The organism is Hymenobacter montanus, assembly GCF_014699115.1.
Classification (GTDB): Bacteria; Bacteroidota; Bacteroidia; order Cytophagales; family Hymenobacteraceae; genus Hymenobacter; species Hymenobacter montanus.
This window is the reverse complement of sequence record NZ_JACXAD010000007.1, coordinates 89,391-103,378: the sequence shown is the minus strand read 5'-3', so window position 1 is coordinate 103,378 and position 13,988 is coordinate 89,391. Positions and strand designations below refer to the sequence as shown.

Here is a 13,988-nt window from a genome sequence, read left to right as displayed (position 1 = left end):
AAGATCCGCACTCGACTTTAGCGCGTTATGCCTGTTGCTGGAAGCCCTTGGCTTTGAAAAACGAGTGCGGGGCAGCCACCACTTGTTTGGCAGAACCGGCGTGACTGAGTTAATCAACCTTCAACCCGCCGCCGGCAACACCGTCAAGGCTTACCAAGCGAAACAGGTACGCGCCATCCTATTAAAATATCGTGCGGAGTTGGGCTTAAACGCCCCATAATCTTCTATTTACACGCCATGTTCGACCCTCACCATTATCCGGTTGTTTTGTACTGGAGTGCCGATGACCAAGCCTTTATCGTAGAAGTCCCCGACCTGCCCGGCTGCATGGCCGATGGTGCCACCCAGGAGGAAGCCCTGGCTAACGGGTTGCTCATCATTCAGGAATGGTTGGACTTTGCCAAAGAGTTGGGACGTGAAATTCCAGCTCCGCGCGCACGTTTACAAATCGCCGCGTAGCAGGCCTTTAACTTCCTCGCATTGACACCCTCCGAGATTCAATCCATCAAGCTTCGGTTCGGCATCATCGGCAACGCGCCGGCCCTGAACTACGCCATTCAGGTGGCCGCCCAAGTCGCGCCCACCGACATGACGGTGCTCATCACCGGCGAAAGCGGGTCGGGCAAAGAGTCGTTTTCCAAGATTATCCACGCCTTGTCGCCGCGCAAGCACGGGCAGTTCATCGCCATCAACTGCGGCGCCATTCCCGAGGGCACCATCGACTCCGAGCTGTTCGGCCACGAGAAGGGCTCTTTCACCGGCGCCAATGAGGCCCGCAAGGGGTACTTTGAGGTCACCAACGGGGGCACCATTTTCCTGGACGAAATCGGCGAAATGCCGCTCGGCACCCAGGCCCGCCTGCTGCGCGTGCTCGAAAATGGGGAGTTCATCCGGGTGGGCAGCAGCAAGGTGCAGAAAACCGACGTGCGCGTAGTAGCCGCCACCAACGTCAACCTGCTCGACCGCGTGCAGGCCGGCACTTTCCGCGAAGACCTCTACTACCGCCTCAACACGGTGCCCATCACGGTGCCGCCCCTGCGCGAGCGGGGCGAGGACATTTACCTGCTGTTCCGCAAGTTTGCGGCCGATGCGGCCGAGCGCTACCGTACCCGGCCCATTATGCTGCTGCCCGATGCCGTGCAAGCCCTGACGCGCTTCCGGTTTCCCGGCAACATCCGCCAACTCAAGAACATTGCCGAGCAGATGTCGGTACTGGAAACCGAGCGGGAAGTCGATGCCCGCCGCCTGCTCCCCTACCTGCCCCAGGAACAGACGAGCCGCCTGCCCATGCTGCTCAGCGCGGGGGGGGCCGACGGCACCACGACGGGCTACTCCGAGCGGGATTTGCTCTACAAAGTGCTGTTCGACATGCGCCGCGACATGACGGACCTGAAAAAGATGGTGCTGGAGCTGGCCACCGGCCACCGCCCGCACGAAGCCCAGGAGCTGCTGCGCCAGAACAGCCACCTGTTCAACAATACGCCCCCCGCCAGCACGTTTGAGAGCGGCCCGGCGTCGGAGTACTTTTTACCCCCGGCACCCAGTACCTACAACAGCGAGCCGGTGACAAGCTACCACGACGAAGCCCCGGTTGAGGACATCCCGCACGAAACTGAGGAAGAGACCCTTTCCCTGGACGTAAAGGAACGGGAGATGATTCTCAAGGCCCTGAAAAAGCACAATAACAAGCGTAAGTACGCCGCCCACGATTTAGGAATTTCGGAACGCACCCTGTACCGCAAATTGAAACAATATGATTTGGAACAAATTTGATGGAATAGCGGCTGGCCGGTTGATTGGGCGCGGAAAAACGGTTAGCTACCGGCTCCTGCTAGTGGCTATCGGGTTTCTGGCGGTCCTCAGCAGTTGCGGGGTGTACTCGTTCAATGGCACCAACATTGACCCCGCCGTGCGCACCATTTCCATTGGCACCATCCAAAACAACGCCCCCACCGGGCCCTCCTTCCTGACTCAGCGCTTTACGGAAGATCTGAAAGACTATTTTCAGCGCAACACCAGCCTGAAGCTGGTGCCGCGCGACGGCGACCTGCAGTTTGAGGGCAGCATCGTAGCCTTCGACTTCGCCCCGGCCGCCATCCAAACAGTCAACGGCGTGGACCAGGCCGGATCCAACCGCCTTACCATTCAGGTAAAAATCCGCTTTACCAACACCAAGGACGACAAGCAGAGCTTTGAGCAGCTTTTTCAGAGCTTCGACGACTACCCCGGCGGCCAAAACATCGCCACGATAAACAGCGACCCCACGGCGGTCCGCAGAACCACCACCAAAATCATCACCGATATTTTCAACAAGTCGGTAGCGAATTGGTAATGAGTCGTTAAGTCGCTCCAAGCGGGTACTAGGTGTGCTTCTGGTGGGGCCTCACGTACCCCCTGCGAGGTCGTACCCGGTAGGGCCGGCGCTATCTGCTTTATGCGTAGAGCCTGAGGGAAGAAGGAACCTGCCAAGGAATAAAGTAACACCGCATTCGGAGTGTTGCTGCAGGAGCTATAAATTAGAAGCGGAGCCGCCGTAAGCACTTTTTTGTGGCGTAAATTGCGCCCTTGCTTGATGGCCTGCTAGCCGCTGCTTCATAATTTTTACGCTATACCTGCCCGTGACCCGCGCTACGCTTCTGCATGTTCTTGACCACCCCACCTCCCTGGGCCCGGCGGAAGTGCGTGAGCTGGAACAGCTAGCCCAGGCATTTCCATACTGCCAAACGGCCCACCTGCTGCTGGCCAAAGCCGCCCACGACCAGGGCACCATGCTCGCCGGCCAGCGCCTGCGCCGCGCCGCCACCTACGCCGCCGATCGTACGCTGCTACGGCGCCTCATCGAGCACGTCGAGCCAGCCCTTGCGGAGCCGGTGGCAGCACCCGCTGCGGAACAGCCCGCAGCCCTGCTGACCGAGGCCGCCGAAGTGCCCCAGCCGGTGGCCCCAACGATAGCGGCCGAGCCCCCCGCGGCGGCGCTTCCGTCTTTAATCGAGCAAGCTGCTGAACCCGAACCAACGGCTGCAAGCGTGGCAACAGCAGTCGTAGCGCCAGCCATTTCCTCGGAAGCAGCAGAAGCTTCTGAGCCTGGTTTGCTCAGTTTTGAGCAAGATGTTCCGCCAGCCGAGTTAGCTCCCGTTTCAGAAGAAGTGCCAGCGCCAGAGGTATATCCGACGGCTTCAGCTTCAGTTGCCGGGGCCCCCGGGTCCGATTCAGCAGAAATAGCGGCGTTACTTCCTTGGGACTGGGAAAGCGCGGACATTCCTGCCCCAGAACAGGCCCCGGAAAGTGCTCCCAAAGCCGATTCTGAAGAATCCGAGTTGCCTGTTCAGGCACCCGCCATTCGCCCTCCCGTAGAAGTCGGGGAAGCGCGGTTTGAGTTTGGGTTGGCGGAGCCGCCCCTGGTAACCACACCCGTATACGAGTTGCCAGGCCTGGTAGATGAATGGGCTGCCGCCGACATTACGCGCCGGCTAGGCGGCCTCGTCGTACCAGACGCGCTACCCGCTACCCCCCTGGAAAGTAGCTTGGTCGGGGCCTTCACTCCGGCGGCTTTCACGGGCGATGACCTCATTGGCTACGCCTTGGGCAGCAGTCGTATGGGCTTCTGCCTGCAGCAGCGGCCCACCTCAACCGACCAGGTGGCAGCGCCCGAACCCGACGCCGGACTGGCCATCGTGGATCCGCTCCCGCCGACTGGCGCCTTGTTCGAGCCCGACCCGCTGCTGCTTGAATACTGGACGACGCACTGTCCGCCACCACCGGCCTTGCCCTCGTCGCTCGACCTCATCAACAACTTCCTGCGCCGCCAGCCTCGGCTCACCCGGCCCGCCATGCTGCCGACGGCCCGAGCCCAAGCTGATTTGAGCGTCCGCAGCACCCGGGTCGAGCCCGACCTGGTTTCCGAGAGCCTCGCCAACATCCTCATCCGCCAAGGCAAAACGGCCCGGGCCATTGAGATTTATGAGAAGCTCATGGTGAAGCAGCCGGAGAAGATGGCGTATTTTTTGGCTCAGATCAACCAACTGCAACCGCCGGCGTAGTTCGGTTTTCTACGTTTTCGCGGTAAAAGCCTGCCGCCGCTCGGGGTGGCTCCGCCTACTTTAGTGGGCTCCAGGGAATACCTGTTGGCTTAACGGTTGCTAAGTCATTCGCCATTTGTCGGGAGAGAACGAGCATCGTACCTTTGCTGGAGTTGCCTCCCTTTCCTAATTGTAGTGCATTACCTGAATTACCTCTTCATCTGTAAGAGGTGGTTACCACTAAAGTTAGGTGAGCGACCCCATTGGTCCTACACTAGTTTCTCCGACTAAGCAAAAGCTTATCTAAACCGCTAAAAATTTCCAGGGCGTACTTTGCGGCCCTAATTAGTCCTTTCGCAACCTCCGGCTCAAGCAGCCCTTGTCATTTTTGCTCCTCATGTACATTGCCATCATCGTCCTCATTCTTCTCGTGTGTTTCCTGCTGGCCCTGGTGGTGCTGGCCCAAAACCCCAAAGGTGGCGGCATTTCCAGCCAGTTCAGCGCCGGTGGCGCGGCCAGCATGATGGGCGTAAAGCGCACGGGCGACTTGCTTGAGAAACTTACCTGGGGCTTTGCCATCGGCTTGGTGGTGCTGTCGCTCGGTACCCACATGCTGACCGCGACTGGCGGCGGCCCGGTGCGCAGCGTCAACCAGCAGCGCGCCCTGGAAACGCGTCTGCCAGCCCCGGCCCGGCCGGCCGGCGCGCCGGCTCCTGGTGGGGCGGCCCCTGGTGGCGCTACTGCTCCTGCGGGCACGAGTACGGCACCCGCCACGGCGCCGGCCCAGCCTGCCGCCCCGGCATCGGCTCCGGCTAAGTAATAGCAACATTGGCTCCTGATTAAAGCCGGTGGCTCCTTCGGGAGTCACCGGCTTTTTTTATGCACATAAACAAGATGCCTTGTGCTATCACGGGCAGCACCATTCTAAGAGAATTTTTAATTTCTTTCATCCAACTGCGCTTAGATCCCTCTTTTCAGCCTAGCAGTGCGCTGAAACAACTATTCAGGAGTGCCTTCTAACGCGCCAGAAGGTGGAGGATGCATTTGCAAGAATCTAATTCACAAAGAAAAATCAGCTTAAACAGCTTCTTAGTCCTTTATACTCAGACCTATTTCTGGCAATTACTATTACCAATAAATTTAATCACTTCCAACAGGGGCCATTTACCACGCCGACACACGCGCAGCAGCGGCTCTAGACGCTGCCAATCTCGGGTCGAGAGGTCGGAACTATACCGTTTGCGTAGGCTACACCTTCCATACCCCAAGTTAACTCAAACAACTTCCAAAAGAGCTTTTAAAATGCGGCTTTTGGGCCAACCTTCTAACCAACCCCAAGAAAGCGGCCGCCGCCCTAGGGCAGCGGCCGCTTTCTTGGGGTCGTTCCTACTGCACTTGCAGGCGCTGCTGGACGGGGGCCTGGCCCGGGGCCGTCACCCGCAGCAAGAAGGGGCCGCCCGTGGCCGGCACGGCCGGCAAGAGCAAGCTGTTGGGGCCCGCCTGCACCAGCCGCTCCTGGTTCCAGCGCACGCGGCCAAGCAGGTCGAGCAGCTGTACGCGCACCCAGCCACGGCCCGGGGCCTCGTACTGAGCCCGCAGCGGGGCGTGCCCGCTGGGCATAGGGTTGGGCGTGACGGCCAGGCGGGCCACCGGCGCGGTGGCCGTGCGGACCGCAGTTACGGTGGGTGGCGTGACCTGGAGTGTGTGCCCGAGCTTGTTGTAGCCAGTAGCCGCTTCCCACGTGTTCTGGTTGGCTAGGCGGATGCTGTACTCCGGGCGGTCGTGGAGCGAGACGTACGGGTCGGGTAAGTTGAGGAGCACGTCGTAGGGACCGGCGGGTAAAGACGCCGGGGGCGTGAAGGCCAGGGTCCATGTTTTGGTTTCGTGTGCGCTGGGGAAGTAGAGCCGGTTGCCGACTTGGTCGCCTATTATGTCTTGCACAAATTTCTCGCCGGTAGTCTGATGGCGCAGAATCACCTCGATCTTGCGGGCGTTGTATAAAGTTCCTCCATTGTCGTTAACCAGAGTCACGGCCAGGGTCGAGGCCTGCCCCGCCGCCACGCTGTTGGGAAGGGAGGCGCTGATTAGGCGAAAGCGATACCCTACGCTTTTCAAGACCCGTACCACCTCCGGGTCCGTGTCGCTGGTTTTCCCTAATGCCTCCGTCGGCGCGGCGATGTGGTCCCAGTGGCCGGCATCCAGCTCGGCGATGAACTGGTCGCCGGTCGGTAGATAGCCGCAGTTTGGATCGGCCACTGCAATCTGGGGCACGTACAAGCCATCCGTCGCCATATACGGGGTTGGGCCCCGGTACTCATTGGTGTGGTAATCGCCCTGCGAGTCGGTCAGAAAACACTGGTTTTGAAACCCCACCCGAGATTTATCGGAACCGCTGAAGGCCTCCGTGGCGGAGATGGGAGCGTTGCCATACAGTCCGCGCTTACCGCGGGGGGTATAGCAAATCGCGCGGTCGCTGGGGGTGGCATCCAGCATGGCCCGGAAGATAGCGCGCGTGTTGTCGTTGGTGGCATCAATGGACGTCGCGTTCCCGATGTTGAGGTTGGCGGAAATCCATTGTTCGCCTCAGGGGCCGATTATGCCCCAGGCGACCAGCGCCAGCACGTCCGCATTCCTCGTCCAGATGGGTTTGAGCTGGGCGCAGTGCTGAACGATAATGTCCTTGGTGGCGTCTTTTTCCGACTCGCGCCAGTTTTGCGGGTTTTCGTAATCGTATTCGTACGCGTAGTGAAAGTACGGAATGGCCTTCAGCCCCAGGCCACGCAGCGTCGCCATGTCGGCATCGATGCGGTCCAGCACTGACTGTGGCACCGCCTCATACTTGTAATCGCCCAGATAGTAGGTAAGGCAAACCGTCGAGACCCCGTTTTGCTGCCGTTGCGTGCGCAGGGTATTGCTGATACTGCTTACGGCTGGCAAGAAAGTACTGGTGCCGGTGCTGAAAAACCAATACATATTGCCTGTTTCCGGATTAGCAAAGAAACTATTGTCGGCGGTGTAGGTTTTGGTGGTTTGGGCCTGGGCACGGCCGGCATTGATGGCCAAGACGAGGGCGCCCCCCACGCTCAGGTGCCGGAGCTTAGTGCCGGCGACCCGGAGTCGGGAGGACAGCGTACGGGTGGGGTTGGAGGTCATGGTTGGACAGGGAGCAGAGGGTGAAGTTGGGTTTGTGACGCCGGGTAGCCCCCACTCAGGCAAGTTTCGCGGCTTGCTCCAGAAAAGGAAAACCGTATCTCATAGCAAAGAGGAGTGAGCGTGAAACCTCTTATGCCCGTTGGTTAGGCGGCAGCCGGTCGGACAGTAATAGTTACCAAGTATTGCTTATTGCTACTTGCCTACGGGAGCAGTAGCGCTTGGGCGTAGCTAGTGACCACCACTAAGTATCAAACCAAAGCCAGCAGGCTGGTTACGGAACCTCGGCTCCCAAAGTATGGGGTCACCTCACAGGCCGCCGTAGCAACTGCCTGGGCAGAACAGATTTGAGTGGGAGCTTGCAACAAGTCTTGTTTCAGCCTAGGCCGGAAACAGTTCATCTAGGATGAGCTTCCAAGTAGATGTTGTTGCATGATGGAACGGAGAGGCTTAATGACTGATAAAGGGGAAGCATAAAGCAAAAAGTATAATATAAAGAAAGATCAGAGGAGGGGGCTACGAGACCAGCGCGAAAAGGCATGGGCCTCCCAGGCCCTTGAGCAATGATGTGATTGAGAACCTAATACAAGGATGAATCTCCTGCTGGAGTAAATATAAGTAACATTAGCAGTCCTCAACCCCGGCCTCGGTTAAAAGTTTGGTACTGAAGTTAACTGAGCAGCCTCTAGAAGTGACAGCCACACTATACCAGCCTGCATTCAGCGGCTAAACCAGTAAGAGGTGCTGCCGCACATCAGCCAGGTTTTGCCAGTGGCAGTAGGCTGCCAAACAGCAATTCTGCCATCTTTTGGTTGCCAACACTGCCTATTTTGTCAGGTTTATGGCCCTGGCACGGGAAGTGACATTGGGCCGGACACCCTGTTTTTCCATCTAACTTAATCCAAACACACACAGAATGGCACTTAGCATGAAACCGCTGGCTGACCGCGTCATTGTTCGCGCCGCCGCCGCCGAGGAAAAAACCAAATCCGGCATCATCATTCCCGATACGGCCAAGGAGAAGCCCCAGCGTGGCGAAGTTGTAGCCGTGGGCGAAGGCAAAACCGCCGATAGTGGCTCGCTTATCAAGCCGCAGGTGAAGGTGGGCGACCAGGTGCTCTACGGCAAGTACGCCGGCACTGAAATCACCGTCGACGGCGAAGATCTGCTCATCATGCGCGAGTCGGACATTTTCGCCGTGCTCTAAGCCCCGGGCTTAATCCGCGAAAATTTCTCAGTTAACACCTCATCTAAATTACTTCATCATCCAGAAATGGCTAAGAACATCCAATTCGACACCGACGGCCGCGCCCGCTTGCAAGCCGGCGTGAACAAACTGGCGAATGCCGTGAAAGTGACCCTCGGTCCGAAAGGCCGCAACGTCATCATCGACAAGAAATTCGGCGCGCCCAGCATCACCAAAGATGGCGTGACCGTGGCCAAGGAGATTGAGCTGCGCGACCCGATTGAAAACATGGGGGCCCAGCTCGTGAAGGAAGTAGCCTCGAAAACGGCCGACCAGGCCGGCGACGGCACCACTACGGCCACCGTGCTGGCCCAGGCCATCTACACCGCCGGCTCGAAGAACGTGGCGGCCGGCGCCAATCCTATGGACCTCAAGCGCGGCATCGATAAGGCCGTGCACGCCGTGGTAGCCAACCTGAAAGCGCAGTCGAAGAAAATCGAGAACAACTCGGAGATTGCCCAGGTGGGCACGATCTCGGCCAACAACGACGCGGAAATCGGGAAGATGATTGCCGATGCCATGGACAAAGTGGGCAAGGAAGGCGTCATCACGGTGGAAGAAGCCCGCGGCACCGAAACCGAAGTGAAGACGGTGGAAGGCATGCAGTTCGACCGCGGCTACCTCTCCCCTTACTTCGTGACCAACCCGGAGAAAATGGAAGTAGAGTTTGACTCGCCTTACGTCCTCATCTACGACAAGAAAGTGAGCACGATGAAGGAGCTGCTGCCCGTGCTGGAGCAAGTGCTGCAAACCGGCAAGCCCCTGGTCATCATCTCCGAAGATGTGGACGGCGAGGCCTTGGCCACCCTGGTGGTGAACAAGCTGCGCGGCTCACTGAAAATTGCCGCCGTGAAGGCTCCCGGCTTCGGCGACCGCCGCAAGGCCATGCTGGAAGACATTGCCACCCTCACGGGCGGTACCGTTATCAGCGAAGAGCAGGGCTACAAGCTCGAAAACGCTACCCTGGAGTACCTGGGCACGGCGGAGAAAATCATCATTGACAAGGACAACACGACCATCGTCAATGGCAAGGGCTCGAAGGAAGCCATCAGCGGCCGCATTGCCCAGATTAAGGCCCAAATGGAAACCACCACATCGGACTACGACAAGGAGAAGCTCCAGGAGCGCCTCGCCAAGCTGAGTGGTGGCGTGGCCATCCTCTACATCGGTGCTTCGACGGAGGTGGAGATGAAAGAGAAGAAAGACCGCGTCGACGACGCCCTGCACGCTACCCGCGCCGCCGTTGAGGAAGGCGTAGTCCCCGGTGGGGGCGTGGCCCTGGTACGGGCCATCGAGGCTCTGGCCGCCGTGGATACCCTCAATGCCGACGAGCGTACCGGCGTGAACATCATCCGCACCGCCCTGGAGTCACCCCTGCGCACCATTGTGCAGAACGCCGGGGGCGAAGGCTCAGTAGTAGTTCAAAAAGTGATGGAAGGCAGCGGCGACTTCGGCTACAACGCCCGCGAGGACCGCTACGAAAATCTGGTGGCCGCCGGCATCATCGACCCCACCAAGGTAACGCGCCTTGCCCTGGAGAACGCCGCCTCCATCGCCGGCCTGCTGCTGACGACCGAAGCGGTGATTTCAGACGAGCCCGAGCCCAAGGAACACGGCCATAGCCACAGCCACGGCGATGGTGGTATGGGCGGTATGGGTGGCATGGGTGGCATGATGTAATCGCCTCAACTGCTTTTAGCCCGTTGCTAATTAGCGTAAACAGCCCCGCTGGCAGTGCCAGCGGGGCTGTTTGTATTAACGGATGTGGTGCCACGAATTGCCCGTAGGGCTTTGTGGTAACATTATAGTTCGGGGTGTTAAATAATATAAGTCATCTATATTAATTTTCTTACAGTATACTTACAGAACATTCAAGCAATTTAGTGGTGCCACGAAGCCCTGCGGGCAATTCGTGGCACCACATCGGCCTTTTCATTTCTGCGATATGCACCTTCAGCCCGGGCACCTTTACCACATTTATAACCGGGGAAATAATCGGGAGCGTATCTTTTTCAGCCCCGAGAACTATTTATTTTTCCTGAGAAAGATGCGTAAATACCTTAGCCCGCACTTGCGTATTCTGGCGTGGTGCCTCATGCCTAACCATTTTCACTTGCTGGTCCAGGTGCGGGAAGAAGCCACTCCAGTAGGCTGCGGCGCCGGGTTTCGAATCTTGCTCAGTTCCTACACCCGGGCCATTCAGCGGCAGGAGAACCGCACGGGCTCACTGTTTCAGCAGCAAACGCAAGCTAAGAGCCTAGCCGATGGCGACCCGGCCTACGCCGGAATATGCTTCTGCTATATTCACCAAAACCCGTTACGCGCCGGGTTGGTGCGCGACTTGCTCGAATGGCCGTGGTCGTCGTTTGCTGATTATGCGGGGCAGCGCGCCGGTACGCTTTGCGACCAGGCGATGGCGCGGCAGTTGCTGGACTTGCCAGCGGCTGAGCCGGAGGTTGTGGAGTGGATTCTGCAGACCATGCCGCCAGAGGTTACGGCATGGTTGTATTGAAGAGAGTCAAACTCACTGCGCAATCAGTTAGTCGTTCGGGATAACAGCGGGACCACGACCCATCTGGACAACTGGCTTCGCCGGCCTGGGATTCATGGCCCCACAATTCGCTTTGCCAAGACCAGAAGAAAGCGAGGGAACGAGCAACTACGCCTTGGGAAGTATCGACAATGGATCAGACAATGCCCCAAATGGGAACGACCACATCATCGAGCAACAAATCAATTCCACCACGAAAAAGCCCCCGGCACCACTGATGCCGGGGGCTTTCGGAGATGTGCGCAACGAATCCGCTTTACGCCTGGGCAGTTGGTGCGGGGTAGTTGCGGGCGTCCATCATCTTGGTCAGTTGGCGGCTGATGACGAATAGGATGAGGGCGGCGGCGGAAGCAGACACCACAAACACCAGGAAGAAGTCATACAGACTGGTGATGGTGAAGCCCAGCAGCACGGGGGCCGGGGCCGTAGATTTCGGGTCGGGGTAGAGGCTGCTCATGTAGCCGGCCAGGTAGTTGGCAGCGGCGTTGGCCAGGAACCAGACAGCCATGAGCAGGGAGGCAAACTTGACGGGGGCCAGCTTGTTCACCAGCGACAGGCCGATGGGCGACAAACACAGCTCGCCAATGGAATGGAAGAAATACAGGGCCACCAGGAAGAACATGCTCACCTTCACGCCCGGCTGCAGGTTGTGCACGCCCAAGCACATTACCAGGTAGCCCAGCGCCAGCAGGGCCAGGCCGATGGCCATCTTGACTGGGGAGGGCGGCTCGGAGCCGCGCTTGCCCAGGGCCGTCCAAAGCAGGGCCATTACCGGGGCGCCGGCCACTACGAAGAACGCGTTCAGGTTCTGGAAAATACTGGCGGGCAGCTCGTAGCCAAAGAGCGTGCGGTCCATCTGCTCGTCGGCAAAAAACGTGAGTGAGGCCGGAGCCTGCTCGAACGCCGCCCAGAAGAACACCACGAAAAACGACACGATGAAAATAACCAGCACGCCCTGCACGTCGGCCCCGGACAGGGACTTGTCGCTGAAGATCATGATGATGATGGCCACCAGCGCCAGGCCCAGCAGCGGAGCAATGGTCGGAAACTTGGCTGAATCGAGCCACAGAATGCCCAGCATGACGGCCAGCAGCACCGGCAGCAGGGCAAACACGCCCTTAATGCCGCCCGAGATAGCCGGGGTCTCCCCCACCTGCACGCCTTCGGGGGTGTGCAGGTACTTGGTTTTGCCCCACTGAAAAATGCTCGTGCCCAACAGCATGGCAATGCCGCAGGCTAAGAACGCCCAGCGGAAGTCGCCCGGGTGCCCAGTGTCGCCCAAAAGGCTGGTGATGGTATTGCCGATGAAGGAGCCCAGGTTGATGCCCATGTAAAAGATGGTGTAGGCCGCGTCCTTGCGCTTGTCGGTGGCGCTGTAGAGAGAGCCCACCATGCTCGAAATATTGGGTTTAAAGAAACCATTACCCAGGATCATAAAGCCCAGGCCTAAGTACAGGAGCTGGTGGCTAAGGCCGTGAGTGGCGGCCGGACCGTAGTTGGAAGCGGCGAAGAAGAGGGTAAACTGGCCCAGGGCCATCAGCACGCCGCCCGTGAGGATGGAGCGACGATTGCCCCAGTACCGGTCGGCAATAAAGCCGCCGATCAGGGGGGTGAGGTAAATCAGGCTGGTGTAGCCCCCATAGAACTTGGACGCGAAGGCCTTGTCCATCATCATGGCCTTGGTCAGAAACAGCACGAGCACGGCGCGCATGCCGTAGTAGCTGAACCGCTCCCACATTTCGGTGGCGAACAACAGGTATAAGCCGCGGGGGTGGCTCGTGGATTCCGCCTGAAGCGGCTGCTCGGTTTGAGCGGAAATGGTTTGCATGAGGGAAGCTGGGGGGTGAACGGAAAGGATGAGGAAGTTACAACCGGCGCCCGCTGCGCAAGCCGTGCAATACGGGCACGGTAAATCTAGGAAAGTTTCGGCATTATGAAGGCAGCGTGACATTTTTCCACTCGGGCAACTCGGGCCGGGCCGTTTTGGGCGGCCCGTCGGGGCGGTAGGCTTTGGCGCGGTAGGCCCCGGGTGAGAGCCCGGTTTGCTTGCGAAAAAAGCGCGTGAAATAGCCGGGGTCGACAAACTGCAGCTCGTAGGCAATCTCGGCTACCGAGAGCGAGGTATACAGCAGGTAGTTGTGCGCCTTGCGAATGGTGTGGGCCTGCACAATCTGCTGGGCCGTTTTGCCCTTCACGGCCTGGCAGATTCGGTTCAGATGCACCTGGGTAATCTTGAGCTCCTGGGCAAACTGCGAGATCTTCTTCTCGAAGGGGGCCGTCCGCTCAATGGCTTTCTGGAACTCGCGGAAGTAGTGCAGGGCGCGGTTGGGGCTTTCCTCCTTCCGGCGGTTGTGGTGCAGCAGGCGGAATATCTTTACAAAAAGCAGCTTGAAGTAGCCGTTGAGCGCAAGCTGCTTGCCGGGCAGCTCCGAATAAATCTCCTCGTGAATCTGCTGCTCGAGGGACAGTAAATCGGCAAACCCTACTTCGGAGTTGAAATCGGAAAGAATATGCACCGAGTTCAACTCCACCAGTACGCCGGGAGTAGCCTGCAGGATGGTATCGAGCAAGGCCTCCGCCAGCGTGAGGGTGCGGCCTTTCACTTGCGGGCTGAACGTGAAGCCGTGCACCGTGTTGGCGGGAATGATGACCAGACAGGGCGTGGTGAGCTCGACCAGCTCGGTGGCCTCGAAAGAAGCGCGGCCGGCTTCGAGAAAGAACAGCTGGAACAGGTTTTCGTGCAGGTGCGGCTTGAGGCCCCAGTCGGTGAGGCGCTGCCGGGGCACGATGAGCTGGCTCTGCAGATAGTCGTGCGAAATCTGCGCTTTGCTGTCGCCGTAAATTCCGTTGTAGCGGGCAATGTGAGAGGCCATGAGCGGGGAAGTAAAGCAGGGACAAAGCAAACCTACGCAGGCCCGGTGATTAAATCTTCCCCTGGTACTGCCTTATTCAATACGGCTGGGGGCGGCAAAAATTGCACGGGCGGCAAGACCAAAGTTTAATTTGTCCCGTTAAAGAAACG

13 protein-coding genes are annotated in these 13,988 nt (G+C 58.7%); 9 read left to right on the top strand and 4 right to left on the bottom strand.

Translation table 11 applies throughout. From position 1 onward, the window contains the following. Window positions 1-34: 34 nt before the first annotated feature. The 6 genes from IC235_RS22035 to secG all read left to right on the top strand — a co-directional run bounded on the left by IC235_RS22035 (window position 35) and on the right by secG (window position 4,839). Window positions 35-220 carry a hypothetical protein gene (locus tag IC235_RS22035; protein WP_223847145.1) on the top strand — a complete coding sequence of 62 codons (186 nt, stop codon included), beginning with the start codon at window positions 35-37 and terminating at the stop codon, window positions 218-220. Between the two features lie 17 nt (window positions 221-237). Continuing rightward, window positions 238-459, top strand: a complete 222-nt coding sequence (locus tag IC235_RS08120) for a type II toxin-antitoxin system HicB family antitoxin (RefSeq protein ID WP_191004670.1) — start codon at window positions 238-240, stop codon at window positions 457-459. Between the two features lie 21 nt (window positions 460-480). Then, complete coding sequence (locus IC235_RS08115; protein ID WP_191004669.1) at window positions 481-1,773, top strand: sigma-54 interaction domain-containing protein; 1,293 nt, start codon at window positions 481-483, stop codon at window positions 1,771-1,773. Further along, window positions 1,754-2,332, top strand: a complete 579-nt coding sequence (locus IC235_RS08110) for an LptE family protein (RefSeq protein ID WP_223847144.1) — start codon at window positions 1,754-1,756, stop codon at window positions 2,330-2,332. The genes IC235_RS08115 and IC235_RS08110 overlap by 20 nt, the downstream gene beginning before the upstream one ends. Before the next feature lie 286 nt (window positions 2,333-2,618). Continuing rightward, the gene (locus IC235_RS08105; RefSeq protein WP_191004668.1) at window positions 2,619-4,040 is read left to right on the top strand and encodes a hypothetical protein; all 1,422 of its coding nucleotides are present in this window, start codon (window positions 2,619-2,621) and stop codon (window positions 4,038-4,040) included. A gap of 376 nt (window positions 4,041-4,416) precedes the next feature. Further along, the gene (gene secG / locus IC235_RS08100; RefSeq protein WP_191004667.1) at window positions 4,417-4,839 is read left to right on the top strand and encodes a preprotein translocase subunit SecG; all 423 of its coding nucleotides are present in this window, start codon (window positions 4,417-4,419) and stop codon (window positions 4,837-4,839) included. Between the two features lie 566 nt (window positions 4,840-5,405). On the opposite strand, the gene IC235_RS08095 is transcribed toward secG, so the two are convergent. Together IC235_RS08095 and IC235_RS08090 are read right to left on the bottom strand one after the other, a co-directional pair. Beyond that, window positions 5,406-6,512, bottom strand: coding sequence for a DUF4832 domain-containing protein (locus IC235_RS08095; protein WP_191004666.1), 1,107 nt, complete (start codon window positions 6,510-6,512; stop codon window positions 5,406-5,408). A gap of 90 nt (window positions 6,513-6,602) precedes the next feature. Next, window positions 6,603-7,172, bottom strand: a complete 570-nt coding sequence (locus IC235_RS08090) for a DUF4874 domain-containing protein (protein ID WP_191004665.1) — start codon at window positions 7,170-7,172, stop codon at window positions 6,603-6,605. A gap of 913 nt (window positions 7,173-8,085) precedes the next feature. Here IC235_RS08090 and groES point away from each other — a divergent pair. The 3 genes from groES (at window position 8,086) to IC235_RS08075 (ending at window position 10,927) form a co-directional block, all read left to right on the top strand. Continuing rightward, window positions 8,086-8,376: a co-chaperone GroES gene (gene groES / locus IC235_RS08085; RefSeq protein ID WP_068195400.1), complete on the top strand. Its 291-nt coding sequence runs from the start codon at window positions 8,086-8,088 to the stop codon at window positions 8,374-8,376. 66 nt (window positions 8,377-8,442) lie between these two features. Next, entirely contained in the window at window positions 8,443-10,095 is a 1,653-nt protein-coding gene (gene groL, locus IC235_RS08080) for a chaperonin GroEL (RefSeq protein WP_191004664.1), read from the top strand. Between the two features lie 367 nt (window positions 10,096-10,462). Beyond that, entirely contained in the window at window positions 10,463-10,927 is a 465-nt protein-coding gene (locus IC235_RS08075; protein WP_317173545.1) for a transposase, read from the top strand. Window positions 10,928-11,222: 295 nt separating this feature from the next. Here IC235_RS08075 and IC235_RS08070 read toward each other — a convergent pair whose 3' ends face one another. Continuing rightward, on the bottom strand, window positions 11,223-12,794 hold the full coding sequence (locus tag IC235_RS08070; RefSeq protein ID WP_191004662.1) for a peptide MFS transporter: 1,572 nt from the start codon (window positions 12,792-12,794) through the stop codon (window positions 11,223-11,225). Between the two features lie 103 nt (window positions 12,795-12,897). Further along, complete coding sequence (locus tag IC235_RS08065) at window positions 12,898-13,839, bottom strand: helix-turn-helix domain-containing protein (protein WP_191004661.1); 942 nt, start codon at window positions 13,837-13,839, stop codon at window positions 12,898-12,900. Between the last annotated feature and the right edge of the window lie 149 nt (window positions 13,840-13,988).

Bases quoted from the DNA above. Each gene is read 5' to 3' on its own strand.
- IC235_RS08120 (WP_191004670.1), top strand. From the start codon at position 238: ATGTTCGACCCTCACCATTATCCGGTTGTTTTGTACTGGAGTGCCGAT.
- IC235_RS08110 (WP_223847144.1), top strand. From the start codon at position 1,754: ATGATTTGGAACAAATTTGATGGAATAGCGGCTGGCCGGTTGATTGGG.
- secG (WP_191004667.1), top strand. From the start codon at position 4,417: ATGTACATTGCCATCATCGTCCTCATTCTTCTCGTGTGTTTCCTGCTG.
- IC235_RS08095 (WP_191004666.1), bottom strand. From the start codon at position 6,512: ATGCTGGATGCCACCCCCAGCGACCGCGCGATTTGCTATACCCCCCGC.
- IC235_RS08090 (WP_191004665.1), bottom strand. From the start codon at position 7,172: ATGACCTCCAACCCCACCCGTACGCTGTCCTCCCGACTCCGGGTCGCC.
- groES (WP_068195400.1), top strand. From the start codon at position 8,086: ATGGCACTTAGCATGAAACCGCTGGCTGACCGCGTCATTGTTCGCGCC.
- groL (WP_191004664.1), top strand. From the start codon at position 8,443: ATGGCTAAGAACATCCAATTCGACACCGACGGCCGCGCCCGCTTGCAA.
- IC235_RS08075 (WP_317173545.1), top strand. From the start codon at position 10,463: ATGCGTAAATACCTTAGCCCGCACTTGCGTATTCTGGCGTGGTGCCTC.
- IC235_RS08070 (WP_191004662.1), bottom strand. From the start codon at position 12,794: ATGCAAACCATTTCCGCTCAAACCGAGCAGCCGCTTCAGGCGGAATCC.
- IC235_RS08065 (WP_191004661.1), bottom strand. From the start codon at position 13,839: ATGGCCTCTCACATTGCCCGCTACAACGGAATTTACGGCGACAGCAAA.